Here is a 26,560-nt window from a genome sequence, read left to right on the forward strand (position 1 = left end):
CCGGGCCGCCACCCTACTAGGTGGATGTGACGCTGCGGCACCCTCCGGGCGCGCGCTGCGCGCGGGCGGAGGCGTAGAGGCAGACGGCGGCGGCCGTGGCGAGGTTGAGGCTCTCGGCGCGGCCGTGGATCGGAACGCGCACCACTTCGTCGGCCAGTGCGCGGGTCTCCGCCGGCAGTCCCCATGCCTCGTTGCCGAAGATCCAGGCGGTGGGGCCGTTCATGGTGCCCTCGTCCAGTTCGGCGTCCAGGTCCCGCTCCCCCGCGCCGTCCGCGGCGACGACCCGCACCCCCGCGGCCCGCAGCCCGCTGACGGCGGCGGTGACGGGCACGCCGACGGCGACCGGCAGATGGAACAGGCTGCCGGCGGAGGCGCGGACGGCCTTGGGGTTGTACGGGTCGACGGACGCGTCGGTGAGCACCACCGCGTCGGCGCCTGCCGCGTCGGCGCAGCGCAGCACCGTACCGGCGTTGCCGGGGTCGCGGACGTGGGCGAGGACGGCGACCAGCCGGGGCCGGGCGCGCAGGATCTCCTCGAACGGCGAGTCGAGGAAGCGGCAGACCCCGACCAGGCCCTGCGGGGTGACGGTGTCGGAGATCTCCGCCATCACCTCGGGGGTCGCGGTCAGCACGGGCGCGCCGGCGCCGCGGGCGGCGGCCACGATGTCGGCGTGCCGTTCGGCGGCCTCGGGGGTGGCGTACAGCTCGACCAAGGTGCGGCCGGTGTCGCCGCCGGGGTGCGCGATGGCCTCCCGTACGGCCTGCGGCCCCTCGGCGAGGAAGCGGCGTTCCTTGCCGCGGAAGCTGCGCTTGGCCAGCCGGTGCGCGGCGGTGACACGCGTCGACCGCAACGAGGTCAGCTCGGGGGCTGGCATGGGTGTTCCGCCTTCCGGGGTACGGGGTGGGGCCGGCGGCCGCGGGGGTCGTGACGTCGGGCGCCGGGCATGGAACAGGCCCGCAGGGGAGGAAACCACCCGCGGGCCCGGATCCGTACCGTGTCGGCGCGGCGTGCCTGGATCAGGCCGCCTTGGGCGCGTTCACGTCGGAGGGCAGCGCCTTCTGCGCGACCTCGACCAGCGCCGCGAACGCGTTCGCGTCGTTGACCGCCAGTTCGGCGAGGATCTTGCGGTCGACCTCGACGTTGGCGGCCTTCAGGCCCTGGATGAAGCGGTTGTAGGTGATGCCGTTGGCGCGGGCAGCGGCGTTGATCCGCTGGATCCACAGCTGACGGAAGTCGCCCTTGCGCTTCTTGCGGTCGTTGTAGTTGTAGACCAGGGAGTGGGTGACCTGCTCCTTGGCCTTGCGGTACAGGCGCGAACGCTGGCCGCGGTAGCCGCTGGCCTGCTCGAGGATTGCCCGGCGCTTCTTCTGGGCGTTGACTGCCCGCTTGACGCGTGCCACTTGATGACTCCTTCTAGGGGACCGCGGGGGAACTCACGCGATCCGGAAACGATGGGGGTCCCGGTCCGGGACGATGCGCCCCCGAGGGGGCGCGGCCGTCACTTGCCGAGAAGCTTCTTGATCTTCTTGGCGTCGGACTTGGCGACCTCAACGGTGCCGCTCAGGGAGCGCGTCTTCGAGCTCGGCTTGTGCTCCAGGTAGTGGCGGATACCGGCGCGCTCACGCAGCACCTTGCCGGAGCCGCTGATCTTGAAGCGCTTGCTCGCACCGCTGTGCGTCTTGTTCTTCGGCATGGCGCCGTAGTCTCCTCGTCGCTGGCCCTCCCGTCCGCCGCTGGGCGCACGGAGAGCGTCAGTCCTGCATTACCACCCGGAGCCGGAGGCTCCGGGGTCGTTCTCGTCTCAGGCGTCGGCCTGGGCCTGGGCCTCGCTCTGAACGGCGGCGGCGTCATCGATGGCGCTGTCCGCGCTGTCGGCGTCGTCCGCCGGTGCCTCACCGGAGCGGCCGGCCTTGCGGGCGGCCTGCGCCTCGCGGGCCTCGGCCATCGCCTCGGTCTTCTTCTTGTGCGGACCGAGGACCATGATCATGTTGCGGCCGTCCTGCTTCGGGTTCGACTCGATGAACCCCAGCTCCTGGACGTCCTCCGCGAGCCGCTGGAGCAGCCGGTAGCCCAGCTCGGGCCGGGACTGCTCGCGACCACGGAACATGATCGTGATCTTGACCTTGTCACCCTGCTTGAGGAACCGGACGACGTGACCCTTTTTGGTGTCGTAGTCGTGCGGGTCGATCTTCGGCCGGAGCTTCATCTCCTTGATGACCGTGTGCGCCTGGTTCTTGCGCGCCTCACGGGCCTTCATGGCCGACTCGTACTTGAACTTCCCGTAGTCCATGAGCTTGCACACGGGCGGACGGGCGGTCGCCGCGACCTCGACCAGGTCGAGGTCGTACTCCTGCGCAAGCTCCAGGGCCTTCGCAAGCGGCACGATGCCGACCTGCTCGCCGCTGGGACCGACAAGTCGAACCTCGGGAACGCGAATCCGGTCGTTGATGCGGGGCTCGGCGCTGATGGGGCCTCCTCGGTTGCACCACGCGACTGACTGGCCGACAGCCGCGCTTGAGTCTTCTTCTGGTCACCCGACCCCGTACCAGGAGCGCAAAAAACGCCCCGTACGGCACACAGGCGGGGCTCCTCACAACCGGGGAGCACCGCCGCGTTATTCCGCGGGGCGCATCGGACGGTGTCCGGGGCACTGCTGACCCGATACCGTCTGACCGGTGACCCGTCGGCCGGAGGGCCGACCAGGTGGGAGATCGGAGCCTCCACTTGATGGCCGGGTCACTCACATGTCCTGTACGTGAACGCACATGAGCACACGCGTGTCCGGCCGGTCGTGCTTCCAGCATACCAAAGCCCGACCGAAGCCCGTAATCGGCCGGACGGGGCATATCGTGTGCGGCATGAGTGACAGCACCGCATCCGCCCCGGGCACCGGTCGCAGCGAGCAGACCCCCGACTTCGACAGTCTCACCCGTGACATCGCGGACGTGCCGGCGGTCGAGGTGATCACCACGGTCGCCGTTCATCTGATGAGCGCCGCCGCGGTGAATCTGGGGCTCGCCGAGGAGGGGCCGCAGCACAAGGACCTCGACGAGGCCCGCAAGCTGATCCAGGCGCTGGCCGGTCTGGTGACCGCGAGCGCCACCGAGATCAGCTCCTTCCACGCCGCGCCGCTGCGGGACGGGCTCAAGTCGCTCCAGCTCGCCTTCCGCGAGGCGTCGATCGTGCCGGACGAGCCCGGCCAGGGGCCCGGCGAGAAGTTCACCGGTCCCGTCTACGTCTGACGGTCCGGGCCGTACGGACGCCTCGGACCGTACTGACGCTTCGGGCCGTACCGACGCTTAGGACGCCTCGGACCGGCCGGCGGCTCAGGCCGTCCCGTCCTCCGTGGCCTCCTCGGCCAGGGCCGCGTCCACCGCCGCGGCCCTGGCGGCCTTGACCGCGGCCAGCGCCGGGTGGGTCACCTGGTGCACCAGTGCCGCGAGCGCGCCGCCGATCAGCGGCGCAACGATGAACAGCCAGAGCTGCGAGAGCGCCGGGCTGCCCGCGAAGAGCGCCGGGCCCAGGCTGCGGGCCGGGTTCACCGAGGTGCCGGTCAGCGGGATGCCGACCAGGTGGATGACGGCCAGCGCCAGACCGATGGGCAGGCCGTCGAAGCCGACCACCGCGATCCTGTGCGTGACCGCGAGCACCACGAAGACCAGCAGGAAGGTCAGGATCACCTCGGCGATGAACGCGCCGGCGATGTTGATGCCGACCGCGGACCGGTAGCCGTAGCCGTTGGTGCCGAAGGCGCCGTGCGTCTTGAGTCCGGGCACCTGCTTGGCGACCAGCAGCAGCAGCGCGGCACCGACGATGGCGCCGACGAACTGCGCGATCCAGTACTCCACCGCGGTCCGCACATTGATCCGGCGGGCGACCAGCATGCCCAGCGTGACCGCCGGGTTCACATGGCAGCCGGAGATCGGGCCGAAGGTGTACGCGAGCGCGAGCAGCACGAAACCGAAGGCCAGCGCGATGCCCAGGGTGCCGATGTACTCGCCGGACAGCACGGCGGCTCCCACGGCGAAGAAGACCAGCAGCAGCGTGCCGAGGAATTCACAGGTGACTGTTCGCTTGTCCATCGGGCCTCCCTTGTGACGAGCACAGCCTGCACTCGCCATTGTGGGCTCATGGAACAGAAGTCACATCTTGGGGCATATAGCACGACTTCTTGTCATATGCGCTCTATGCGTCCGATGACGTTCCCGGGACCGGCCGACGCCGTCAGCGGGCGAAGAGCGGCTCGCCCGGCAGCCGGGCGTCCGGCGGCAGCAGCGCCAGGTCGAGGCCGCGCACGAGGCCGACTCGCAGTACCTCGTCGGCGGCCAGCGCCGCGGCGATCCGCCGGCCGGTCTCGCGGACGTCGGCGTCCGGCGCCAGTACCAGGCCGAGCGTGCCGTCGCCGCCGGTGCCCGCGGTGAGGTGGGCGCGTACGACGCCCGGCTCCGCGGCCACCGCGGCCCGCAGCGCCTCGCGCACCGCCGGGTCCGCGACCGGGTCGGCGCGGCCGGGACCGAGCGCGGCGGCGCGCAGCGCCGGGCCGGTCAGCTCGTACGTGACGGGCCCCGCGAGGTCGATCAGCAGGGTGTCGGCCCGCTCGTGCGCGAGCGCCTGCAATGCCTGCGGCAGCGGTACGGCGACCGGCCGGGCGTCCGGCCGCCAGCGGGCCAGTGCCGCCACCGAGGTGAAGGCGGGCAGCGCGCGGCGGCCGTCCGGTGCCTGGATCGTGGGCACCGCCATGTCGCTGGACTTCTCGCGGCGCAGCCCGTCCTCGCCGGTCTCGGCCTCGCCGAGCACCGCGACCACCGGTACCAGCAGCCGGGCGCCGTGCAGCGCCTCGATGACGGCCGGTTCCGTGCCCGCGTCCTTGGCGTAGTCGGCGAGCGCGGCGGTCAGGGCCGCGTCGGCCGAGCCGTCGTCGTCGGAGAAACCGGGGTCCGGGATGTTCTTCAGCGCCACCCCGGAACCCTATCCGCCGTCCGCCGCGGGGCCGCGTGCGGGCCGCGGGCCGCGGCCGGGCCGGAACCACAGCAGCGCGGCGGCCAGCACCAGGGCCGCGCCGATGACGGCGAAGGTGGTGGCGACACCGTCGCCCAGGACGCGCGAGGGCGCGGGCGGGTCGGCCGGCGGGACGGGTCCCGGGCCGAAGTAGCGGTGCGGGTAGCCGGCCGCGGCGGGCACCGCGGGCTGCGCCTTCAGCTTCGCCGCGGCCTTCAGGGCCGCGACCGGGTCGATCAGGCCGGTGCCCATCTCGTCGCTGCGCCCGCCGGCCGGCCGGTCCCTGGTGGTCCGCTCCAGCACCTGCTTGACCTGGGCCGGGCTCAGCTTCGGGTCGGCGGAGCGGATCAGCGCGGCGGCGCCCGAGACGTACGCGGACGCGGCGCTGGTGCCCCAGCCTTCGTAGTACGTACGGTCCGGGTCGGCGATCACCACGTCGACGCCGGGGGCGGAGACCGAGGCGTACCAGCGGCGGGTGGAGAAGCCCGCGTGCTGCCCGTCGCGGTCCACGGCGGCGACCGCGATCACCCCGGGGTACGCGGCCGGGTAGGACGAACGGTCGGCCTCCTCGCCGCCGTTGCCCGCGGAGGCGACCACGACGACGCCCTTGCCGAGCGCGTACCGGATCGCCTCGTCCTCGGCGGCGACCGGCGCGGCGGTGGCGCTGTCGTCGCCGAGCGAGAGGTTGATGACGTCGGCGCCGTGGTCGACGGCCCAGCGGATGCCGTCGGGCAGCGCGTTGCCTCGGTCGCTGCGGGCCTTGGCCCGCTTGGGGTCCTTGTCCTCCAGGATCACCCGGACCGGCAGGATCTTCGCCTTGGGCGCGAGGCCCATGACGCCGGAGCCGTCGGCGTAGCCGTGGCCGTGCCCGGCGATGATCGCGGCCATTCCCGTGCCGTGCTTGGCCCAGTAGCGGTCGCCCGGCCCGGCGCCGAAGCCGATCATGTCCTTGCCCTTGAGCACCTGCCCGGTCAGGTCGGGGTGCGTCGCGTCCACCCCGGTGTCGAGCACCGCGACCGTCACCCCGGCGCCCTGGCTGGTGCGCCACGCGCTCTCGGCGTGCAGCGCGGTCAGCGCCCAGTCGGCGTTGCGCACCGCGTCGGCCGCGGCGGGCTGCGCGCCGACCGCGAGCAGCGCGGCGCCGGCGGCGAGGGCGCAGAACACCCGGCGGAGGAGGCGGTGTTCGGGCCTGTGGCCGGGACGGCTTGCGGAACTGCCGTCGGGACGGCGGACCGGGCGGCAGTCGCAACGGTGTGCGGGACCGCCGTCGGACTGGCGTGCCGGGCCGCCGCCGGAGCAGTGCTCGGGGCGGTGTTCGGAACGGTCTGCGGGACGGCGGCGGCTCATCGGGGCGCTCCCGTGCGGGCGGGGGTCGTGCCGCCCGAGGGGCGGAGCAGGGTGGTGACCGCGGCGTGCAGCCGGTCGTCGACGGCGGAGGCGAGACCGGTCGCGTCGTAACCGAGGCCGGCCTGGGCGGGGACGCTGGTGGCGCCGGGCTTGGTGGCCTTGTCGGCGGCCTGCGGGTCGACGGCGCGGCCGTCGGCGAATCCCGTCACGGCGTAGACGACGAAGGGCAGGTCGGCCGCGACCTGCACGTCCCAACTGCCGCGCTGCCGGGCGCCGAAGGAGGCGGCGACCGTGCCGGGGAAGGCCACCGGGCGGGGCAGCAGGTCCGTGCGGTCGCCGAGGTGCTGGGAACTCCACCGGCTGCTGAGCCCGCGCATCGTGGGCGACTCGGCCGCGGTGACCAGCAGGCCGACGGTGGTGACCGTGGTCGAGGTGCTGTCCACGTACGTGGCGCGCAGCAGCTTGCCGCAGCCGACGGGGGCGAGCACCTGCTGGAGCAGCGGGTCGAACGCGGCGGTGCAGCCGGCGGGCGCGGCGACACCGATCCGGCTCCACGTACGGTCGGCCCCGCCGGGGCCCGCGCCCTTCGCGGACACTGTCGGCGGGAACAGTGCGTCGACGGGCGTGTTGCGCCACACCTGACGGACGGCGGCGAACGCCTCGACGCTGCCGTTCACCGGCGGCGGCACCGTACGCGGCTTGTGGTTGATCGCGCTGCCGGCGACGGCTCCGCCGATCAGTCCGACGCCGAGGACGAGGCAGACCGCGGCCCAGGCCCGGGCCCTGCGGCCGCGCGGCGCCCCCTGCGGCGCGGCCCGTCCGTCGCCGTACGGTCCCGGCTGTCCGGGCGGTCCCCCGGGCCATCCCGGTTGCGGCGCCTCCGTTGGCGGCGGGGGGACGATCGGGAAGGCGGTGGGCGCCAGGCTCACCGGGGGCGCCGGCGGCGCGGAGGACTGTGCCTGATCCGGTGCCGGGCGCTGCGCCTGGTCCGGTGCCGGCTGCTGTGCCTGATGCGGCGTCCGGAGCGGCGCGGCGGCCGGTACGGGTCCTCCGGGGTCGGGGTGGTGCGACGCGGGGCCCGAAGAGGACGACGGGGACGTGGAGCCTCCTCCGTTGTCCACTCCAGTGCTCACCGGCGCCCCCTTGTGACATGTCCTCACGGCGTGCGCGTCACTCTACGGGGTTGCCGGGCCCTCCCGCGCCCGTGGGCGCCGCGGCCGTCCGCCGGGCGGGTACATCCGGCCGTACCGGTGTCCGGGAGCCCGCGCCCCTACCGCGCGGTAGCCCCGGTCTGGCAAGCTGCCCGACATGTCAGATCGCGCTGCCGACCGGGCCCGTTACGACCGGGCCACCGCTCATCTGGACGCCCCCGTGGCGATCGTGGACCTGGACGCCTTCGACGCCAACGCGGCGGATCTGGTGCGCCGCGCGGGCGGCAAACCGATCCGCGTCGCGTCCAAGTCGGTGCGCTGCCGGGCGCTGCTGGAACGGGTGCTGGCCCGCGACGGCTTCGAGGGCGTGATGTCCTTCACGCTCGCCGAGTCGCTGTGGCTGGCCCGCGCGGGCTTCACCGACGTGCTGCTGGCGTACCCGTCGGCGGACCGCGACGGCTTCGCGGAACTGGCCGCCGATCCCAAGCTGGCCGCGGCCGTCACGGTGATGGTGGACGACGTCGCGCAGCTCGACCTCATCGACGCGTCCCGCGGCGGTGGCGCTGAGACCGTCCGGGTCTGTCTCGAACTGGACACCAGTCTGCGGAAGTTGGGCGGCCGGCTGCGGATCGGCGCCCTGCGGTCACCGTTGCACGACCCGGGGCGGATGGCGGCGCTGGCCCGGACGATCAGCGCCCGGCCGGGTTTCCGGCTGGCCGGGATCATGGCGTACGAGGGGCATGTGGCCGGGGTCGGCGACGCGGTCGCGGGCCGGCCGCTGCGGTCCCGCGCCATACGGCTGATGCAGGCGGCGGCCCGCAAGGAGCTGGCGGCGCGGCGGGCGGAGGCGGTCCGCGCGGTGCGGGCGGTCGCGCCCGAGCTGGAATTCGTCAACGGCGGTGGCACCGGCAGTGTGCAGAGCACGGCCGCCGAGGACGCGGTCACCGAGATCGCGGCGGGCTCCGGGCTCTATGTGCCGCGGCTGTTCGACAACTACACGTCCTTCCACGGGCGTCCGGCCGCGCTCTTCGCGCAGCCGGTGGTGCGCAGGCCGGGGGTCGGCGTGGTGACGGTGCTCGGCGGCGGCTACCCCGCGTCGGGCGCCGCAGGTCCCGACCGGCTGCCGGTGCCGTATCTGCCCGAGGGCCTGCGCTACGACCCGCAGGAGGGTCCTGGCGAGGTGCAGACGCCGCTGCTGGGGTCGGCCGCGGACGATCTGCTGATCGGCGACAAGGTGTGGTTCCGGCACGCGAAGGCCGGTGAACTGTGCGAGCGCTTCGCCGAGTTGCAGCTGGTCGAGGGCGACCGGGTGACGGCGACGGTGCCGACGTACCGGGGCGAGGGCAAGACGTTCCTGTAGCCGCCGTCTTCCGTGCGGGAGGGCGACACCCCGTGGGGTGTCGCCCTCCCGCACACAGACGTACCGGCGAAGCTGTCAGACTCCGGTGCCGCCGGTGCTGCTGCCGCCGCTGCTGTCCGCCTTGATGCCCTGCGTGATCTGGTCCATGACGTTGAGACCGGGCGCGTTGCCGCCGACGTCGAAGCCGAAGCGGACCACCGCGATGTTCTTGGGGTCGCGCGGCGAGGGGAAGGCGAGCGACTCCACATAGCCGCTGGTGCCGGATTTCGTGACGACCTTCCACCGCACCATGTAGCCCTGCTTGCCCGCGACCGTGACCGGCTTCGACTCCAACTGCTGGTGCGACGTCGTGGCGCCGTAGATGTCGGTGCTGTACGAGTCGGCCGCGTTCGGCGCGATGTCCTGCTTGGCGGCGGCCTCCGCGCTGGTGGCGGTGAGCTTGAGCGCCTCGGCGGGCTGGGCGAAGACGCCGCCGCGCACGCAGTCCTTGCTGGCGTCGCCGGGGCAGGGGTAGCCGCCGGTGACGACGCTGGCGCCGATGCCGTTGTCGCCCGAGTTGCCGGTCCAGCCGCTGAGCACCGGGAGGCTGATGCCGTCGTAGCCGTCGACGGCCTTGCCGCCGCTGCCGCCGTCGGGGCCCTGCGAGCCGTCGGGCGAGTCGGGGTCGGGCGACTGCTGCCCGGGGTCGGAGGGCTGCGGCGCCGGTGCCTGGCGGCGTCCGGGGCTGGTCGCGCTGGGCGTCGGCGACGCGGACTTGTCCTTGTTGTCGTCCTTGCCCAGGACGAGGATGCCGGCGACCACGCCGCCGATCAGGACGAGCGCGGCCACGATCGCGATGACCACCGCGCCGGTCCGCCGGCCGCCACCGCCCGGTCCGCCCGCGAGCACGTCACCGGGATACGCCGGCTGCTGCGGATAGCCCGGGTAGGGCGGCGGGGCGTCCGCGGCGACAGGCGCCGTCCTGGTGTACTCCGTCCACGTACTCCCGTCCCACCAGCGTTCCATGGCCGGGCCGTTGCCTGTGTGCCCGGGTTCTGGATACCAGCCGGGCGGGGTCGTCGTCGTCACGGCGGTCACCCTATGGCCCTCGCATGAGAATCCCGTAAGGGCGTCGGTCACAGCCCGGTCACACCCGTGCCGTCCCGCCTTTCACGGTCCGGGAGGTGCCGGGGCGCGGTGCCCGGCGGGTGAGGGTCAGCAGGTCGCGGGCCGGGCCCGCCGGGCGGTGGCCGGCCGCCCACACCGCGCGCAGCGACCGGCCGAGGTCGAGGCCGGTGACGGGCACCCGGACCAGGCGGCGGGCGGCCAGCTCCTCCACGACGGCCAGTTCGCTGAGCACCGCGGGGCCGGCGCCGCTGACGGTGGCGGCCTTCACCGCGGTGGTCGAGGCCAGTTCCAGCAGCGGTACGGCGGGGCCGCCGTGGCCGGCGAGCGCCGCGTCGAGCACCTGCCGGGTGCCGGAGCCCGGTTCGCGCAGGACGAGCGGGGTGGCGGCGAGTTCGTCCGCGGTCAGCGCTTTGCGGCGGCGGGCCCACGGGTGGCCGGGGGCGACCACGACCAGCAGCAGGTCGTGCGCGATGACCGCGGCGTCGAGCCCCGCCGGTACGTCCACGCCCTCGACGAAGCCCAGGTCGGCGCCGCCCGCGACGACCTGCCGGGCGACGGTGACCGAGTTGCCCGCGGCCAGCGACACCGCGGTGCCCGGGAGGCTGCCGTGCAGTGCGATCAGCCAGCCGGGCAGCAGATATTCGGCCACGGTCATGCTGGCCGCGACGCGCAGCCGCGAGTCCCGCCGGCCGCGCAGTGCCCGCGCGCCCGCGTCGAACGCCTCGGCCGCCTCCAGCACCTTCCGCGCCCACTCGCTGACCAGCGCCCCCTCGTCGGTGAGCCGCGAGCCGCCCGGTGACCTGCGCACCAGTGCCACGCCGAGCTGCCGCTCCAGCGCCCGCATCCGCCCGCTCGCCGCGGGCTGGCTGATCCCCAACTCCCGCGCGGCCCGCCCCAGGCTGCCCAGCCGCGCCACGGCGAGCAGCAGTTCCATCGCGGCGAGGTCCGGCACCCGCCGCGCCAACGGCGACGCGACGGCGGCTCGCGGCGTCGGCTCGGCGGGGTCCGCGGGGTCCGCGGGGTGGGTCTCGGGTGCGCTGGGGGTCATAAGTCCACGTTATGCCCTCATAGCCGGCCGGGCTCTACCGGGGCGGGGCCGGGAGGCGGATCGTCGGGGTATGGCCACTCTTCCTGTCGCACAGCCGTTTTCGCAGGTACGCCCCCGGATGCCGAGGGCGCGGCACGTCGGGCCGAACTGGTACGCCACGGTGATGGGGACCGCGATCGTGGCGAACGCCGGGGTGGCGCTGCCGGGCGACCGGCGGTGGCTGCGGGACGCGTGCACAGTGGTGTGGGCGCTGTCGGCGGCGCTGCTGGTCGCGGTGCTGACCGTACGGGCCGCGCACTGGGCGTTCCACACCGACCAGGCGCGGCGCCATCTGCGCGACCCGGCGGTGGCCTCCTTCTACGGCTGCCTGCCGATGGCGCTGCTCGCCGTCGGCGCGGGCACGCTGCTGGTGGGGCCGCCGGTGCTCGGGGAGCGCGCGGCCGTCACGGTGGACGCCGCGCTGTGGACGGCGGGCACGGTGACAGCGCTGCTGGTCGCGGCGGCGGTGCCGTATCTGATGGTGGCCGAGCACCGGATCGGGCTGGACGACGCGTCGCCGGTGTGGCTGCTGCCGGTCGTGGCGCCGATGGTCGCCGCGGCGACAGGACCCGCCCTGATCCCGCATCTGCCGGAGGGCGCCGGGCAGGCCAGGGAAGCTCTGCTGCTCGGCTGCTACGCGATGTTCGGGCTGAGCCTGCTGGCGACGCTGATCATGCTGCCGCTGGTGTGGTCGCGGCTGATGCGCCGCGGTCCGCTGCCGCTCGCGCTGACGCCGACGCTGTTCCTGGTACTGGGCCCGCTCGGGCAGTCCACGACGGCGGTCGGCCAGACCGCGGACGCCGCGCCCGGCACGGTGCCCGCACCGTACGACGCGGCGCTGCGCGGCTTCGCGGTGCTCTACGGGGTGCCGGTGACCGGTTTCGCGCTGCTGTGGCTGGCGGTGGCGCTCGCCCTGGTGGTGCGGGCGGCCCGGCGCGGGATGCCCTTCGCGATGACCTGGTGGGCCTTCACCTTCCCCGTCGGCACCTGTGTGACCGGCGCGGCGAGCCTGGCCCGGCACACCGGTCTTGACGCGCTCGGCTGGCTGGCGGTCGGACTCTACGCGCTGCTGGTCGCGGCCTGGCTGGCCGCGGGCGCGGGCACCCTGCGCGGCACGGTGAGCGGCCGGCTGCTTGCGGCACCGACCGGCTGAGCCGGCGCCGGGCCCGTACGGTTCGGCCCGCGCCCTCAGTACGTACGCGCCGCCCGCAGCGCCGCGCCCAGCACGGCGGGCGCCTCCACCAACGACGGCCCGTACCACGTGAGATGGCGTCCGCTGAGCAGCGCGGCGGGCAGCCCGGGGAAGGACTCGGGGCCGTCCTCGGCGGTGAAGACGTACGGCTCGTCGGGCAGTACCACAAGGCCGGCGCCGGCCGCGCGCAGCTCCTCGACCGGGATCCGCGGGTAGCGCTCGGCGTGCCCGGCGTACGCGTTGCGGACGCCGAGCCGGGCCAGCAGGTCGCCGGCGAAGGTGTCGCGGCCGAGCACCATCCAGGGCCGCCGCCAGATCGGTACGACGGCGGTCACGTCGAGACCGGCGGCGAGGCCGTGCCAGGCCGCACCGGCGGCGTCCAGCCAGCCGGGGCGGGCCAGCCCGCAGCCGTCGACCAGGACCCGCTCCAGTTCGGTGAGCGCCTGCGGCAGGGTGCGGATGTCGGTGACCAGGACGCGCACGCCCGCCGCCCGCAGCGCGGCCAGGTCCTGCGGGCGGTTCTCCTCCTCGTTGGCGATCACCAGATCGGGGGCGAGCGCCACGATCGCGGGGACGTCGGGATTCTTGGTGCCGCCGATCCGTACGACGTCGAGGTCCGCCGGGTGGGTGCACCAGTCGGTGGCGCCGGCCAGCAGCTCCGGGGCGGTGACCGCGACCGCCTCGGTCAGCGACGGCACCAGCGAGACCACCCTGCGCACGACGTCACGTCCCTGTTCCACCGGCCCACCGTACGACGAATCACCGCGCCGCCGTACGACGCGCTGTCGGACCCCCGTGCCATGCTGACGCCGTGACTGACCAGACGCCCGGCGGCAAACTGCTCCTGCTCGACACCGCGAGCCTGTACTTCCGCGCCTACTTCGGCGTGCCCGAATCGGTGAAGGCACCGGACGGCACACCGGTGAACGCGGTGCGCGGGCTGCTGGACTTCATCTCCCGGCTGGTCGCCGACCACTCCCCCACCGCGCTGGTGGCGTGCATGGACGCGGACTGGCGCCCGCAGTGGCGGGTCGATCTGATCCCGTCGTACAAAGCGCACCGCGTGGTCGAGGACACCGAGGGCGTCGAGGAGGTGCCCGACACCCTCTCCCCGCAGGTGCCGGTGATCGAGGCCGTGCTCGACGCGATCGGCATCACCCGGGTCGGCGTGGCCGGTTACGAGGCGGACGACGTCATCGGCACCCTGGCCACCGCGTCCCGCGTCCCGGTCACGATCGTCACCGGCGACCGCGACCTGTTCCAACTGGTCGACGACGCGCGGGAGGTGCGGGTGCTCTACCCGCGCAAGGGCGTCGGCGACTGCGACGTCGTCGACGGCGCGGCGATCCAGGACCGCTACGGCGTGCGCGCCGATCAGTACGCGGACTTCGCGGCGCTGCGCGGCGACCCGAGCGACGGGCTGCCGGGGGTCAAGGGCATCGGCGAGAAGACCGCCGCGCAGCTGATCGGCGAGTACGGCGACCTGGCCGGGGTGCGGGCCGCCGCGGCGGACCCGATGTCCAAGCTCACCCCGGCCCGGCGGCGCGGCATCGTCGAGTCCGCCGACTATCTGAACGTGGCGCCCAAGGTCGTCGCGGTCGCCGCCGATGTCCCGCTGCCCGCCTTCGACCCGGCGCTGCCGGCCGAGCCCGCCGACCCCGAGGTGCTGGAGGCCCTGGCGGAGCGCTGGGGGCTCGGCGGCTCGCTGACCCGGCTGCTTGACACCCTCGCCGCCAAGGGCGCGCGCTGACCGGTCGCCTCAGACGGCGGTCCCGTCCGGCGCCTCGGTCGTACGCCCCAGTCGCGGCGCGTACAGCAAGGTGGCGCTGACCAGGCCGAGGACGGCGAAGACCCACCAGGTGCGGTGGAAGCCGTCGAGCACGCCGCCGGGTCCCGGTGTGCCGAGGACGGCGACGAAGAGGCTGATGCCGAGGACCGCGCCGAGCTGCCGGAAGCTGGCGTTGACGGCGGAGCCGACCGCGAAACGGGCGGGCGGCAGCGCCTCGACGGCGGCGCCGGACTGGACGGGCAGCGTCAGCCCGATACCGAGGCCGATCAGCAGGCTGGCGGGCAACCAGTGCGCGAGCCAGTGCGGCGACGCGGTGGTGCTCAGCGCGTACGTGGTCGCGCCGGCCGCCCACAGCACGGCGCCGGCCAGCAGGACGGGCCGGGCGCCGATCGCGGCGGCGAGCCGGCTCGACCTGCGGGCCACCAGCGTCACCACGACCGGGCTGGGGACGGTGGCGAGCGCGGCCCGCAGCACCGAGTAACCCCACACCGTCTGCAGGAAGATGATGTTGCTGAGCAGCATGCCGTAGAAGGCCGCGGAGAACAGCAGCGAAGCGGCGTTGACCAGCCGGAACTGCCGGACCTTGAACAGTGCCAGGTCCATCACCGGCCGGGCGGCGGCGGCCGACCGCCACAGGAAGACCGGCAGCAGGGCCGCCGACAGCACGAAGGCGCCGATCACCCGCGGGTCGGACCAGCCCCAGTCCGGGCCCTCGATGATGGCCAGGCTCAGCAGCGCGGGCATGGCGGCGATCAGCACGATGCCCGCGGGGTCGGGCAGGCCGTCGGCGTTCGGGTCGCGGGACTCGCGCAGCAGCGGCAGTCCGAGCGCGATGATCGCGGCGCAGATCGGCACGTTGACCAGGAAGATCCAGCGCCAGGACGCGTATTGGGTGAGCAGTGCGCCCAGCGTGGGGCCGAGCGCGGCCGCGGCGGCGCCCATCGCGCCCCAGGTGCCGACCGCGACGTGCCGCTTGGCGGGCGGGAATTCCGGCAGGATCAGCGCGAGCGAGGTCGGTACGGTCAGTGCCGCGAAGACCGCTTGCAGCGCGCGGCCGGCGATCAGGACGCCCGCGTGCGGCGCGGCGCCGCACAGCGCGCTCATCACCGCGAAGCCGCCGAGCCCGGTCAGGAAGATCCGCTTGCGGCCGTAGCGGTCGGCCAGCCGTCCGGCGGGGATGAGCATCGCGGCGAAGACCAGGCTGTAGGCGTTGAGCACCCAGGACAGGTCGCCGGTCGTGGTGTGGAAGCTGTGGCTGATCGTCTCGAAGGCGACATTGACGATCGTGGTGTCCAGGAAGACCACGAAGACACCGAAGCTGCCGAGCGCCAGCACCCGCAGTGCGCGCCGCCGGGCGGCGGGGTCCTGTTCCGGTGGCGGCGCGGCCTGCGGTGCCGCGTCCTCGGTGGCCGGCTCGGGGATGGTCATGTCGTCCCTCGGGGTGTGGTGGTGAAGCGGACCGCCGGTGAGTGTGTTGTGATTTCCTACCGACTCCACGGACGCTAGCAGCAGTGAGTAGGAGAAGACAACAGACCGGTCTACGCTGTGGCCATGGACACGAACGTGACAGCGGGAGCGGGCGCGGGGACCCGGACGGCGGCGGACACGGGAGCCGGCGGCGGCGTCCCGCTGCGCGCGATGGCCGACCAGCCGGTCGGCGTACGGCCCTGCTCGCTCGCCGCGGCGCTGGAGGTCGTCGGCGAGCGCTGGTCGCTGCTCGCGGTCCGCGAGATGGCCTACGGGGTGCACCGCTTCGCGCGGATCGCGGGCTACACCGGGGCGTCCCGCGACATCCTGGCCGACCGGCTGCGCAAGCTGGAGGCGGCGGGCGTCGTGGAGCGCCGCCAGTACAGCGAGCACCCGCCGCGCTTCGAGTACCACCTCACACAGGCGGGCCACGAGCTGTTCCCGGCGATGCTCGCGCTGCTCCAGTGGGGCGACAAGTGGGCCGTGGAGCGGCCCGCGGTGGAATTCCGGCACACCTGCGGCGAGCGGGTCGCCGTGGAACCGGTGTGCGCGCACTGCGGCGACGGCGTGACCCGGGCGAGCCTCACCCCGGTCCGGCCCTCCGCGTGAATCCGATCGACGGGTGAATCCGAACAGCGGAGGACCCCCCGGTATACAAGGCGTGTATAGCAGGTGTGTACGGTGATCACCTGTTCGCTCAGGCACCGCAGAGCGGACGCACAGCTCCCGTACGGACCTCCGGAGGACCCGCCATGCCCGCACAGCCATCGGCGATACGACGCGGGTGCGCCGGGGCGGCGGTGGCCGCCGTGACGCTGGCGCTCGCGCTGAGCGGCTGCACCACCTACGACACGCAGTCCCCGCGCAGCGCGCGGAACGCCGCGGTGAAGGCGGCGGACAAGAAGGGTGCCGCGTCCGCCGCGCTGCCCGCCGGGGCCGTGGACTGCCGCAAGGCCAAGTGCATCGCGCTGACCTTCGACGCCGGGCCCAGCGAGCACACGCCCGCGCTGCTGAAGGTCCTCGACGAGAAGAAGGTGCGGGTCACCTTCTTCCTGCTGGGCCACAACCACGTGGACAAGTACCCGCAGCTGGTCAAGGAGATGGGCGAGCGCGGTGTGCTGGGCAACCACACCTGGACGCACCGCCGGCTGACCGACCTCAAGCCGGCCGAGATCCGTACCGAGCTGGAGCGGGTGGACACTTCCGTCGAGAAGCTGGCCGGCACCCGGCCGACGCTGATGCGCCCGCCGCAGGGCAGGACCAACAAGACGGTGGCCAAGGTCTGCAAGGAGCTGGGCCTGTCGCTGGTGCTGTGGAACGACACCGCGAGCGACTACGCCACCACCGACTCGGCGCTGATCCACAAGCGGATCATGAAGGACGCGCACCGGGACGGGATCATCCTGCTGCACGACCTCTACAAGGGGACGGTGCCCGCGGTGCCGGGGATCATCGACTCGCTGCGGGCGCAGGGGTACACGCTGGTGACCGTGCCCGAGCTGCTGGCGCCCGCCAAGCCCGAGCCGGGCAAGATCTACAAGCCCTGACGGCCGGACCGGCGGGTCCGCCCGGAACCGCGGGTCCGCCCGGGTCGCCCGCCGGGGCGTGCCGCGTAAACTGATCATGGGACGACTCCTCAGAGGATCTGAGAGGTGAGACGCCGTGACGGTCGGTACGCCGCGCCCCAGTCCACTGGTCGAACAGGCCGCGCAGCACCTGCGCGAGCGGATCGCGGCCGGCCGCTGGCCGGTGGGCGCCCGGCTGCCCGGCGAGACGGCGCTCGCCGCGTCGCTCGGGGTCGGCCGGTCCACGGTCCGGGAGGCGGTCCGCGCGCTGGCGGGTGCCGGGATGCTGCGGACCCGGCAGGGCGCCGGGGTGTTCGTCATCGCGGCCGAGCCCGTCGAGGAGTGGTCGGTCCGGCTGGGCAGGGCCGCCACCGCCGATGTGCACGAGGTCCGCGCCCTGCTGGAGGCGCGGGCCGTACGGATGGCTGCCCGGCGCCGCACCGAGCAGGACATCACCGCGCTCAGGGCCGCGCTCGCCCGGCAGATCCCGGCGGCGGCCGTACCGGGGACCGCCGTCCTGGAAACCCCGATCCTGGAAGCCGCCGTCCTGGAGACCCCCGTACCGCGGCCCGCGCAGTCGGCGGCGGGTCCCGGCCCCGAGACCTCTCCCGGCGGACCCGTCTGCGTCGATGCCCATCTCGCCCTGCACAGCGCGCTGGTGGCCGCCGCCGGCAATCCCGTGCTCACCGGTCTCTTCGCCGAGTTCGCGCCCGCGCTGCGCGCCGCCGAGCTGCGCGGGCGCCCGCATCCGGCGGACCCGCGGGGCCACGAGGCGCTGGTCGGCGCGGTGGTCGCCGGTGACGCGGACACCGCGGAACGCCTGCTGACGGCCGAACTCGACGGTCTCGGCAGGGCCGCGTGAACGCCCTGATCCCCCGGCCGCGTTCGCACCCCGCGCCCGGCGCGGTGCATGTCCCGGGCTGGCTCTCCCTCGACGAGCAGCGGGAGTTGGTGACGGCGTGCCGCGCGTGGGCGCGCGGCCCGGTGCCGATGCGGCACACCCGGCTGCCGCGCGGCGGTGTGATGTCGGTGCAGACGATGTGCCTGGGCTGGCACTGGCGGCCGTACGCGTACTCCCGGATCGCGCACGACGTGAACGGCGCCCGGGTCGCCGAATTCCCCGACGTGCTGAGCGAGTTGGGCCGCCGCGCGCTGGCCGACGCGTACGAGGACGAGGCGGCGGGCGCGGCCTACGCGCCGGACACGGTGCTGATCAATCACTACGGCGAGGGCGCCACGATGGGCATGCACCAGGACAAGGACGAGAAGTCCTCGGCGCCCGTGGTGTCGTTGAGCATCGGCGACACCTGCGTCTTCCGCTTCGGCAACACCGAGACGCGCGGAAAGCCGTACACGGACGTGGAGTTGGCCTCCGGCGACCTCTTCGTCTTCGGCGGCCCGTCGCGCTTCGCGTACCACGGTGTGCCCAAGGTGCGGCCCGGCACCGGTGATCCGGCGACGGGGCTGGCCGCCGGCCGGCTCAATCTGACGCTGCGCGTCACCGGCCTGACCGGCTGAGCACCCCCGCCAACGGGGCGCCCCCGCCGCCGGTGGTGCACCGGCGACGGGGGCGCGTGGCGCGCGGGAGGCCCGATCAGTCCTTCAGCAGCGTGAAGTTACTGGTCGTGGTCCCTCCCTTGGTGATCTTCACGGTGGTCACGGTCGGCTGCCAGCCGTCCTTGGCCACGATGAGCTGGAGCGGATTGTTGCGGACGTCCAGCCACAGGGCGTACGTACCGTCCTGGCCGGTCTTGAGCGTGTAGTGCGTCGCCCAGGTGTTGATCTGGACGGTGGCCCCGGCCAGCGGCGCGCCGCCACCGCTGACCGTGCCGGTGATCTTGCCCCAGGTGGCCGGGGGCTTGACCGTCAGCGCGACCGCGATCGGGCTGATGCCGTACGGGGTGTCGCTGGTGAAGCCGATCGAGGCCGAGTACGTCCCGGGCTGGGTGATCTCGGGAACGTTCGCGTCCAGGGTGACGGTCACCGTGGCGCTGGCGCCGGGCTGCAGGGTGAGCGTGTCGGTGCTCTCCGACAGCCAGGTGACGTCGGTGACGTCGGGCTGGTCGTAGCCGGGCAGCACTTCCGCGTTCTTGGCCGGCGTCTGGCCGGCCAGACCGCCGACCGAGTAGAAGCCGGTGCCGCCGCTGCCCCGGTAGAGCGAGGCGTTGGCGTTGGGCAGCGCGGTCCAGGTGTTGTCGGTGGGCTGGTAGGCCCAGGTCTGGTTGGTCAGCGCGGCACCGGCGTTGATGGCACCGCCCTTGACCAGCAGCAGGCCGTTGGCGGAGGTGTACGCCGCGCCCCAGGCGTCGGTCGGCTGGTCCGCGATCGGGGACCAGGCGTCGGCGGCGGGGTCGTAGACGTACGCGTGCTTCAGGCTGCCCGCGTCGGTGGTGCCGCCGGAGCAGTAGAGCTTGCCCGCGATGGCGCCGCAGGACTCCCAGGCCACGTCCTCCGGGTAGGCGGCGGCGTTGGCCCAGCTGTCGGAGGCGGGGTCGTAGTAGGTGACGTCGGTGGTGCCGCACGCGGTGGCGGTGCAGCCGCCGACCGAGTACAGCTTGCCGTTGAGCACCGCACTGCCCGCGCCGGCGTACGGCTTGGGCGAGTTGGCGCCGGTGCTCCAGGTGTTGGACGCGATGTCGTAGATCTCCAGCTTGGCGTCCGGGCTGCCGCTGGCGCCCCAGCCGCCGGCCGCGTAGATCTTGCCGTTGATCACACCGTGGGCCGGGGCCTCGCGGGTGTCGGCCGCGGAGGCGAGCTTGGTCCAGGCACCGCTGTCCGCGCTGTACGCGTACAGGTCGCTGGTGTCGTTGACGCCGGTGAAGCCGAACGCCGAGTAGACCGTCCCGTTGTACACGCTCACCGCGTTGTCACCGGTGGCCACGGGCAGGTCGGGGATGGTCTGCCAGGCGTCGCCCGCCGCGCCCTGGGCGTTGGCGGCGGCGTCGGTGGTGGCCTTGCCGGCCGCCGAGGCGGTGCCCTTCTTCGCGCCGTGCGCGGTCAGCGACAGCGGCGAGTAGTGGCCCTTGACGAGGTTGAGCGGGGCGCCGCCGGACTTCTGCAGGACGGCTCCGCCCGGGGTCTCGCCGAGGTTGACGGTGGCCACCGCCTTGCCGGTGTTCTTCACCGTGACGACCTGGCTGGCGCTCTTGCCCCATCCGACGGTCTTGCTGATGGTCGCCGGGGTGACCTTGATCTGGCCCGCCTTGAGCACGAAGTCGTGCGAGGCGACGCCGTCGCGCGGGATGTTGACCGTCGCGGAGGCGGCGGTGTACTTGGACGCGGCGGCCGACACCGGGTGCTTGCCGGTCAGGTGCGAGAACTCCCAGTAGAAGCCGTCGCCCAGGTTCGGGTCGTCCGGGGTGGCCTTGGTGGTGGTGTGGTCGTCGGGCGCGTCGGTGCTGGTGACGGTGGCGCCGTTGACGCCCGCCTTGGTGTTGCCGTCCGTCACGTTGCCGACGATCAGACCGCCGCTGACCGGGTCGTAGGTGCGGGTGCCGACGAAGACGTTGTCCAGCTGCCACCAGTAGGCCCAGGTGCCCGAGTAGTGGAAGCGCAGCCGGACGTCGCTCTTGCCCGCGTAGTCGCTCAGCGGGAGTTCGACGTGCGCGGGACCGGCCACCGAGGTGGTGGTCTTGTGCCAGATGGTGGTCCAGGTCGTGCCGCCGTCGGCGGAGACGTCCACGTCGGCGGTGGAGTTGGAGAACTCCTTGTAGTCGGTGTCGAAGCCGAGCACCGGGGCGGCGACGTCGGTCAGGTCGTAGGACGGGGACAGCAGCGAGCTGTCCTGGCTCTTGCCGGAACCGATGTTGTCGCTGTCGATGTTGGCGAAGCCGCCGCTGCCGCCGGTCCGGTTGCCGCGCGCGCCCGGGTCGTTGAAGACCCAGCCGCCGGTGGTGCCGTCGGCGTTGGTCACCGACCAGCCGGTCGGCGGTCCCGTGGTGGAGGTGAACGCCTCGCTGCTGCCGGTCAGGTGGACGGCGTAGCCGGGCGCCTGGTCGGAGGACGGGTCGACGGGCACCGAGACATTGGCGGTCTGGTCGGCGGTGCCGACCGTGACGTTCTTGTCGACGGTCTTGTAGCCGGGGTAGTTGGCGCTGACGTGCAGGGCGTAGGTGCTGCCCTGCGGGAGGGTCAGGGAGAAGTCACCGGTGGCCGGGTCGGAGAAGACCGGTCCGCCGGGGACGCCGTCCGCGGTGATCTTGGCGTACAGCGGCCAGCCGTGGCCCGAGCCGTCGGTGACCTTGCCGCTGACGGTGTGGGTGGGTACGGCGTCCAGCGCGAAGGAGGTGGTGACGGTCGCGCCGTCGGCCAGGTCCGCGGTCGCGGTCTTGCTGGAGTAGCCGTAGGCCGAGGCCGTCAGGTCGTAACTGCCGGGCGGCACGTCCAGCTTGTAGCCGCCGCTGGCGTCGGCGGTGGCGCTGTAGTCGCCCGCGGTCACCTTGGCGCCGGCGATCGGCGATCCGGTGGCGCTGTCGGTGACCTTGCCGGTGAGCACGCCGTGCGGTCCGCTGCGGAAGGCGGCCAGGCCGTTGGGGGTGCCCAGGCCCGTCGGGCCGTCGAAGCCGGGGCCCGCGGTGCACAGCGGGTCGGGCGAGCAGGTGCCGTTGTCGCCCTCGGTGACGTCGTTGAACGCACCGGGCTGCGCGTACGGGTAGGCGTTGGGGTACGTGCCGGCCTCGGGGGTGCCGGCCGCCGCGTAGGTGCCCGCGATCAGCGGGGACGAGGCGCTGGTGCCGCCGTAGACCGCCCAGCCGCTGCCGCCGTAGGTCTGGTAGACCGAGACGCCGGTCACCGGGTCGGCGACCGCCGAGACGTCGGCGACGGCCCGCTTGTCGCAGAAGGTGTTGGTCTGGAAGGCCGGCTTCGGCTCGTAGACCGAGCAGCCCGAACCCGGGCCGCCGTAGGCGTTGTTCCATACGGACTCGGTCCAACCGCGGCTGGTGCCGGTGTCCTTGACCAGCGCGGTGCCGCCGACGGAGGTCACGTACTGCGACGCCGCCGGGTAGCTGACGCCGTAGCCGTCGTCGCCGGAGGAGGCGACCACCGCGACGCCCGGGTGGTTGTAGTACGGGTCCATGCTGGTGGTCTCGGACGGGTCCTCACCGCTGCCCGGCGTGCTGCTGTAGCCGGTGCCGTAGGAGTTGGACACATACTTCGCACCGAGCGCGACCGCCTGGTCCACCGCGGCGCCCAGGTCCTCGAAGTTCGCCGAGTCGGCCTCGACGAGCAGGATGTGGGCGTTGGGGGCCGCGGCCGACACCATGTCGACGTCGAGGGATATCTCGCCCGCCCAGTCGGGGTCGGGCGTCGGGTAGTCGGTGCCGCCGCGCTGGTCGACCTTGCTGAAGCAGCCGTTGGCGGTGGTGCACTCGGGCAGGCCGTACTGCGCCCGGTACACGGCCAGGTCGGCCTCGGCGTTGGGGTCGTCGTAGGCGTCGACGATGGCGACGGTCTGACCCGCGCCGCCGTCGGCCGGCAGGTTGTACGCGCTCTGCAGGTCGCTCGCGCCGAAGCCGTCCGGGGTGGTGGCGAGCGGCTGGATGCCCTTGCGCGCGGTGACATCGGTACGGCGCAGCGCGAAGCACCGGAACTGGCCGGGCTTGGCGTCCGAGCACTGCCGTACGACGTCGGTCCGGGACGAGGGAGCGGCTGACGACGTTGTCGCGGTGGGGATCTGGAGGCCGAGGAGTGCGATGGTGGCCGACGCGAGAGCGGCTACCGCGGTGGCGGCGCGCCGTCCTCCTCTTCGTCTGGGAAGTATGTGCAAGGCGTGACTCCGTGATGCCGGAGGGGACCGGGCCATGACCTGGTCGTGGCCGGTTGCGGACCGATCGGACCGCTGGCGTATACCTGTGCCACACACGCACCACTGGAACCCGAAGTCATTGTCGGATACCTGACACCACGCACACCAATACTCCACGTCGCGTTCACGTCAATCGGACGGTACAACCTCACGGGCTTCATAGCCGTCGTCCAGCCAGCCGTGCCGGGCGGCGTGCCACACCAGCCTGATCCGGTTGTCCACGCCCGCGTCGCGCTGCATCGCGGCGATGTGCCGCTGCACCGTCCGCACCGCGACACCCAGGGCGCGGGCCATCGCCGCGTCCGTACTGCCGCTCACCAGCATCGCCAGGATCCGCGACTGCAACACGCTGCGCGGGCCACCGGCATCGGTGCGGACCGGCGGCGACGAAGCGTCGAGCCGGCCGACCGGCACCCCGCCCGCCCACACCGACTCGAAGAGCGCGACCAGCGCGTCCAGCAGTCCGCTCGGCCGGATCACCAGCATCACCGGGTCCGGCGGCCGCCCGTCGGCGGGCAGCGGCAGCAGCGCCAGCGAACGGTCGGCGACGCACAGGCGGACCGGCAGCCGGTCGGTGACCCGGACGTACGCCTGCTGCCGCGCGCCGGGCGGATCGAGCGCGGCCAGCGCGGCGGGCGACTCCAGATTCATCGACTCGAACCCCGCCCGCTCGAAGACCACCCGGCGCCGCACCCCGGGCGCGGTCGCGCGGCCGCACGCCAGCGGATCGGCGAGCGCGTCCCCGCCGGCACCACCGGCACCGTCTTTGTCGGTACGGACGAAGGCCATCAGGTCCGAGGCGGCCGAGGCGTGCAACTGCTCGGCCCAGCGGGCGATCGCGGCCTGCCCCTCGACCACCCGGACGATCTCCTCGGCGCGGTGCCCCTCGTGCACGCGCTGATACTCCACCCCCAGCCGGTCGAGCAACTCCCGGCCGCGGCGCAGCTGTTCCTGGGCGCGCGCCACCAGCGGCAGCAGTGTGCTCTGCGGTGGCACCGGATACCACCGGCCGTCCCGCCCCTGCCTGGCAAGACCGCGTCCGGCCAGCTCCCCGCAGGCATCCTCCGCCTGCTCCCTCGACACCCCCATCTGCCGGGCCAACTCCCCATTGGCCACTCCTCGCGTGGCCACCAGCAATGGATAGGCCCGGTCCGCGTCGGCACTCAACCCCAGAGCCTCAAACGGACGTTCGCTCATGATCGGACTGTAGCCCTCACGGGCGGCCGGGTCCGCCGAATCGCACAGCCGCACCACAGCCGCACCGTTCACACGAGGTCACGGGCGTGACGGCGGCGGGGACCGCCGCGGCGCCGTGGCACCGCGGCGGGCCCCAGGACCCAGCCCCCGTCGGAATCGGGCGGGTTCGCACACGCCGTACGGCTCAGGCCCGTTCCGCGCCGAGCGCCGCCAACTCGCGGTCCACCGCGGCCTGGTGCTGTTCGGCGTCCTCCTTGGCCCGCTTGGGACTCCAACGGCCGGCCATCACGAAGACGAACGGCAGGAAGAGCACCTGCCCGCCGACACAGATCCACCACCAGTCGCGCCACTGGCCGGGCCCGTCGTGCGCGGCCTTCTGCACCTTGCTGCCGTACTTGGTGAGCACCGCGAGCTGCGGCTGCGCCTTCTGCACCACGGCGAGATCGGCGGGACCGACCTCCTGCACGGCTTTCGCGGTGACATCGGCGGGCGCCTTGCCGGGCGGGTACTTGCCCAGCTCCGCGAAGACCTGCGGATGCGCGTTGACGATGGCCAGCGCCGGCGCGGCCTGCCGCTGGGCGGCGGTGACCTCGGTGCCGTGGTCGACCAGCGGGGTCACGGAGGTGACGAGCACCGGGATGAAGGCCGCGGACACCGCGACCACGATCCGGATCGTCCAGCCCCATACGGCCAGGCCCGTCGCGGTGGCCGCAGGATTGTGCTTCTCGACGGTCTCGGTGAAGCTCGCCATCCACGGTCCGTAGGCGACACCGCTGAAGACGCCGATGCCGATGAAGAGCCAGGCGAAGGTGTAGTAGTCGGTGGTCGGGTGGGTGGCGCGGGAGGCGAAGATCGCGGTCATCACGATGGAGCCGACGGCGCCCACGATCATGAACGGTTTGCGCACCTTCAGCCGGTCGGAGACCAGGCCGATCACCACCAGGGCGATGGCGTTGGCCGCCCAGTACCAGTTCGCGACCGCGTTGGCGCGCTGCTCGGAGTAGCCGAAGGTGGTGGCGAAGTAGACCACGAAGTTGCCGACCGCCGCGAAGTACAGCAGCAGGAAGAGCGAGATCGCCAGCGCCGAACCGACGACGTCCAGCCGCAGCATCTGCCGCCACTCGCCGCGCCGGGCGGCCTGCGGGTCGATGCCCTTGGCGCGCGCCTCGACCAGCGCGCGGTCCCGCAGGGTCACCATGATCTGGTCCCGCAACGCCGGGGACAGTTCGCGCAGTGCGACGATCGCGATCACGAAGACGACCAGGCCGGCGATCCCGCTGTAGCGCAGCTCGTCCTGCCAACTGGCGGTGTCGAGGGTGTTGCTGGTGACGGTGGTGACCACGAGGCTGCCGATCACCGGCCCCATCGTCCAGGCGCCCATCGCGGTGGCCCGGCCGACCTGCGGGGAGAAGTCCCTGATCAGTGCGGGTGTGGCCACGAGCACGATGCCCTCGATAAAGCTGACCAGGGCGAAGAGCACCAGATACATGGTCTTGCCGCCGGCGTTCGGCAGGCCGAGGAAGACCAGCAGCGAGGCGATCAGCAGCCCGTAGACCACCAGATTGGCGCGGCCCCAGCGGTCGGCGAGCCCGGCGACGAGCGAGGCGAAGGCGCCGACCGCGTTGCCGATCACCGAGACCCAGACGAAGTAGCGGTAGGTCATGCCGAAGTGCGTGATGATCGACGTCGCGACCGCGTACTGGATGTAGAGCATGTAGTAGAGCACGATCGTGGTGATCACCACGATCGCCAGATACCCCATACGCCGGCCGGTGGCCGGGTACTCGGCCAGGTCGCGGCGGTACAGCCGGCGGAGCGCGGTGGGCGCGCCCGCGGCCGGTGCGTCGGGCCCGGGTCTGTCGGCGTGGAACGGCGTCGGGGTCGCGGACATACGGCTCCTCCTGGAGGTGCTCGGAAACCGGGTGGAGTGGCAGGTGGAGTGACACGGCAAGGCGCACCGCGGCGTCCGTCGGGGGCACGATGCGGCTCGGCCCCGAAGGTGTGGCCAGAGGCTAGTACCGACCAGTCGGTATGCATAGAGGTCTGCACGGCACCAATTCGAACGGCCGGCGGCGCCCCGGTGAACGCCGACCGGCGGACCCCGTGGTGGGGCCCGCCGGTCGGGTGTGCGCCGGGTCGGTCCGTACCTCCCGCGGCGTACCGGTCAGGAAGCGGTGCAGGTCAATGCGGGCGGGGTCAGAGTGCCGCTGGAGGTTCCCTGGAAGCCGAAGGAGGTCGAGGCGGCCGGGGCGAGCGCCCCGTTGTAGGAGAGGCTGCTCGCGGTGACGGCGGACCCGGTCTGGTGGATGTCCGCGTTCCAGCCGCTGGTCTCCTGCTGGCCGTTCGGCCAGGTCCAGGTCACCTTCCAGCTCTTGGTCGCGTCCGTACCGGAGTTGGCGACGGTCACGGAGGCGGTGAAGCCGGTGTCCCACTGGTTGTCGGTGTGCCAGGTGGCGGTGCAGCCCGAACTGCCGCCGGTGGAACCGCCGGTGCT

Annotated in this window: 24 protein-coding genes; 8 read left to right on the plus strand and 16 right to left on the minus strand. The window is 73.1% G+C overall.

Features of this window, described 5'->3' with window-relative positions; all coding sequences use genetic code 11:
* Nucleotides 1-16: 16 nt before the first annotated feature.
* From BM076_RS09640 to infC, 4 genes are all read right to left on the minus strand, one after another.
* Complete coding sequence (locus BM076_RS09640) at nucleotides 17-874, minus strand: TrmH family RNA methyltransferase (protein ID WP_093712997.1); 858 nt, start codon at nucleotides 872-874, stop codon at nucleotides 17-19.
* A gap of 142 nt (nucleotides 875-1,016) precedes the next feature.
* Complete coding sequence (rplT, locus tag BM076_RS09645) at nucleotides 1,017-1,400, minus strand: 50S ribosomal protein L20 (protein ID WP_018564305.1); 384 nt, start codon at nucleotides 1,398-1,400, stop codon at nucleotides 1,017-1,019.
* Between the two features lie 98 nt (nucleotides 1,401-1,498).
* Complete coding sequence (rpmI, locus tag BM076_RS09650) at nucleotides 1,499-1,693, minus strand: 50S ribosomal protein L35 (protein WP_093712998.1); 195 nt, start codon at nucleotides 1,691-1,693, stop codon at nucleotides 1,499-1,501.
* Between the two features lie 108 nt (nucleotides 1,694-1,801).
* Nucleotides 1,802-2,467, minus strand: a complete 666-nt coding sequence (infC, locus tag BM076_RS09655) for a translation initiation factor IF-3 (protein ID WP_093712999.1) — start codon at nucleotides 2,465-2,467, stop codon at nucleotides 1,802-1,804.
* A 391-nt stretch (nucleotides 2,468-2,858) separates the two neighbouring features.
* On the opposite strand from infC, the gene BM076_RS09660 reads away from it, so the two are divergent.
* A complete protein-coding gene (locus BM076_RS09660) occupies nucleotides 2,859-3,242 on the plus strand; it encodes a DUF1844 domain-containing protein (RefSeq protein ID WP_093713000.1) in 384 nt (127 codons plus the stop codon).
* 84 nt (nucleotides 3,243-3,326) lie between these two features.
* Here the strand turns inward: BM076_RS09660 and BM076_RS09665 are convergent, their stop codons facing one another.
* The 4 genes from BM076_RS09665 to BM076_RS09680 form a co-directional block, all read right to left on the minus strand.
* Nucleotides 3,327-4,082: an MIP family channel protein gene (locus BM076_RS09665; RefSeq protein ID WP_093713001.1), complete on the minus strand. Its 756-nt coding sequence runs from the start codon at nucleotides 4,080-4,082 to the stop codon at nucleotides 3,327-3,329.
* A gap of 142 nt (nucleotides 4,083-4,224) precedes the next feature.
* Entirely contained in the window at nucleotides 4,225-4,959 is a 735-nt protein-coding gene (locus BM076_RS09670) for an SseB family protein (protein WP_093713002.1), read from the minus strand.
* A gap of 9 nt (nucleotides 4,960-4,968) precedes the next feature.
* A complete protein-coding gene (mycP, locus tag BM076_RS09675; protein ID WP_245795894.1) occupies nucleotides 4,969-6,162 on the minus strand; it encodes a type VII secretion-associated serine protease mycosin in 1,194 nt (397 codons plus the stop codon).
* A gap of 179 nt (nucleotides 6,163-6,341) precedes the next feature.
* Nucleotides 6,342-7,274, minus strand: a complete 933-nt coding sequence (locus BM076_RS09680; protein ID WP_245795896.1) for a hypothetical protein — start codon at nucleotides 7,272-7,274, stop codon at nucleotides 6,342-6,344.
* Nucleotides 7,275-7,653: 379 nt separating this feature from the next.
* On the opposite strand from BM076_RS09680, the gene BM076_RS09685 reads away from it, so the two are divergent.
* Nucleotides 7,654-8,856 (plus strand): amino acid deaminase/aldolase, encoded by a 1,203-nt coding sequence (locus BM076_RS09685; RefSeq protein WP_093713005.1) that lies wholly within the window; start codon nucleotides 7,654-7,656, stop codon nucleotides 8,854-8,856.
* 75 nt (nucleotides 8,857-8,931) lie between these two features.
* Here BM076_RS09685 and BM076_RS09690 read toward each other — a convergent pair whose 3' ends face one another.
* Together BM076_RS09690 and BM076_RS09695 are read right to left on the minus strand one after the other, a co-directional pair.
* Nucleotides 8,932-9,924: a DUF2510 domain-containing protein gene (locus tag BM076_RS09690; RefSeq protein WP_093713046.1), complete on the minus strand. Its 993-nt coding sequence runs from the start codon at nucleotides 9,922-9,924 to the stop codon at nucleotides 8,932-8,934.
* Nucleotides 9,925-9,982: 58 nt separating this feature from the next.
* A complete protein-coding gene (locus BM076_RS09695) occupies nucleotides 9,983-10,897 on the minus strand; it encodes a LysR family transcriptional regulator (protein WP_245795926.1) in 915 nt (304 codons plus the stop codon).
* Between the two features lie 184 nt (nucleotides 10,898-11,081).
* Between BM076_RS09695 and BM076_RS09700 the strand changes: the two genes are divergently transcribed.
* Nucleotides 11,082-12,203: a TDT family transporter gene (locus tag BM076_RS09700; RefSeq protein WP_245795897.1), complete on the plus strand. Its 1,122-nt coding sequence runs from the start codon at nucleotides 11,082-11,084 to the stop codon at nucleotides 12,201-12,203.
* Between the two features lie 35 nt (nucleotides 12,204-12,238).
* On the opposite strand, the gene BM076_RS09705 is transcribed toward BM076_RS09700, so the two are convergent.
* Nucleotides 12,239-12,982 carry a helical backbone metal receptor gene (locus tag BM076_RS09705; protein WP_245795899.1) on the minus strand — a complete coding sequence of 248 codons (744 nt, stop codon included), beginning with the start codon at nucleotides 12,980-12,982 and terminating at the stop codon, nucleotides 12,239-12,241.
* A gap of 71 nt (nucleotides 12,983-13,053) precedes the next feature.
* Between BM076_RS09705 and BM076_RS09710 the strand changes: the two genes are divergently transcribed.
* Nucleotides 13,054-13,992, plus strand: a complete 939-nt coding sequence (locus BM076_RS09710) for a 5'-3' exonuclease (RefSeq protein ID WP_093713007.1) — start codon at nucleotides 13,054-13,056, stop codon at nucleotides 13,990-13,992.
* 9 nt (nucleotides 13,993-14,001) lie between these two features.
* Here the strand turns inward: BM076_RS09710 and BM076_RS09715 are convergent, their stop codons facing one another.
* Nucleotides 14,002-15,459 carry an MFS transporter gene (locus BM076_RS09715; protein ID WP_093713008.1) on the minus strand — a complete coding sequence of 486 codons (1,458 nt, stop codon included), beginning with the start codon at nucleotides 15,457-15,459 and terminating at the stop codon, nucleotides 14,002-14,004.
* A 123-nt stretch (nucleotides 15,460-15,582) separates the two neighbouring features.
* On the opposite strand from BM076_RS09715, the gene BM076_RS09720 reads away from it, so the two are divergent.
* The 4 genes from BM076_RS09720 to BM076_RS09735 all read left to right on the plus strand — a co-directional run bounded on the left by BM076_RS09720 (nucleotide 15,583) and on the right by BM076_RS09735 (nucleotide 18,581).
* Complete coding sequence (locus tag BM076_RS09720) at nucleotides 15,583-16,107, plus strand: winged helix-turn-helix transcriptional regulator (RefSeq protein ID WP_245795901.1); 525 nt, start codon at nucleotides 15,583-15,585, stop codon at nucleotides 16,105-16,107.
* A gap of 143 nt (nucleotides 16,108-16,250) precedes the next feature.
* A complete protein-coding gene (locus BM076_RS09725) occupies nucleotides 16,251-17,045 on the plus strand; it encodes a polysaccharide deacetylase family protein (protein WP_093713009.1) in 795 nt (264 codons plus the stop codon).
* Nucleotides 17,046-17,160: 115 nt separating this feature from the next.
* A complete protein-coding gene (locus BM076_RS09730; protein ID WP_093713010.1) occupies nucleotides 17,161-17,925 on the plus strand; it encodes a FadR/GntR family transcriptional regulator in 765 nt (254 codons plus the stop codon).
* Nucleotides 17,922-18,581, plus strand: coding sequence for an alpha-ketoglutarate-dependent dioxygenase AlkB family protein (locus BM076_RS09735; protein ID WP_093713011.1), 660 nt, complete (start codon nucleotides 17,922-17,924; stop codon nucleotides 18,579-18,581). Before BM076_RS09730 ends, BM076_RS09735 begins: the two co-directional genes overlap by 4 nt.
* A 76-nt stretch (nucleotides 18,582-18,657) precedes the next feature.
* Here the strand turns inward: BM076_RS09735 and BM076_RS38160 are convergent, their stop codons facing one another.
* From BM076_RS38160 to BM076_RS09755, 4 genes are all read right to left on the minus strand, one after another.
* The gene (locus BM076_RS38160) at nucleotides 18,658-22,758 is read right to left on the minus strand and encodes a carboxypeptidase regulatory-like domain-containing protein (RefSeq protein WP_456151208.1); all 4,101 of its coding nucleotides are present in this window, start codon (nucleotides 22,756-22,758) and stop codon (nucleotides 18,658-18,660) included.
* Between the two features lie 240 nt (nucleotides 22,759-22,998).
* Nucleotides 22,999-24,066 (minus strand): helix-turn-helix transcriptional regulator, encoded by a 1,068-nt coding sequence (locus tag BM076_RS09745; RefSeq protein WP_143120545.1) that lies wholly within the window; start codon nucleotides 24,064-24,066, stop codon nucleotides 22,999-23,001.
* Between the two features lie 184 nt (nucleotides 24,067-24,250).
* Nucleotides 24,251-25,957 (minus strand): MFS transporter, encoded by a 1,707-nt coding sequence (locus BM076_RS09750; protein ID WP_093713014.1) that lies wholly within the window; start codon nucleotides 25,955-25,957, stop codon nucleotides 24,251-24,253.
* Nucleotides 25,958-26,230: 273 nt separating this feature from the next.
* On the minus strand, nucleotides 26,231-26,560 hold a 330-nt coding region (locus BM076_RS09755; protein ID WP_177246390.1), incomplete at its 5' end, for a cellulose binding domain-containing protein.

The organism is Actinacidiphila alni, assembly GCF_900112845.1.
In the GTDB taxonomy this organism is placed as follows: Bacteria; Actinomycetota; Actinomycetes; order Streptomycetales; family Streptomycetaceae; genus Actinacidiphila; species Actinacidiphila alni.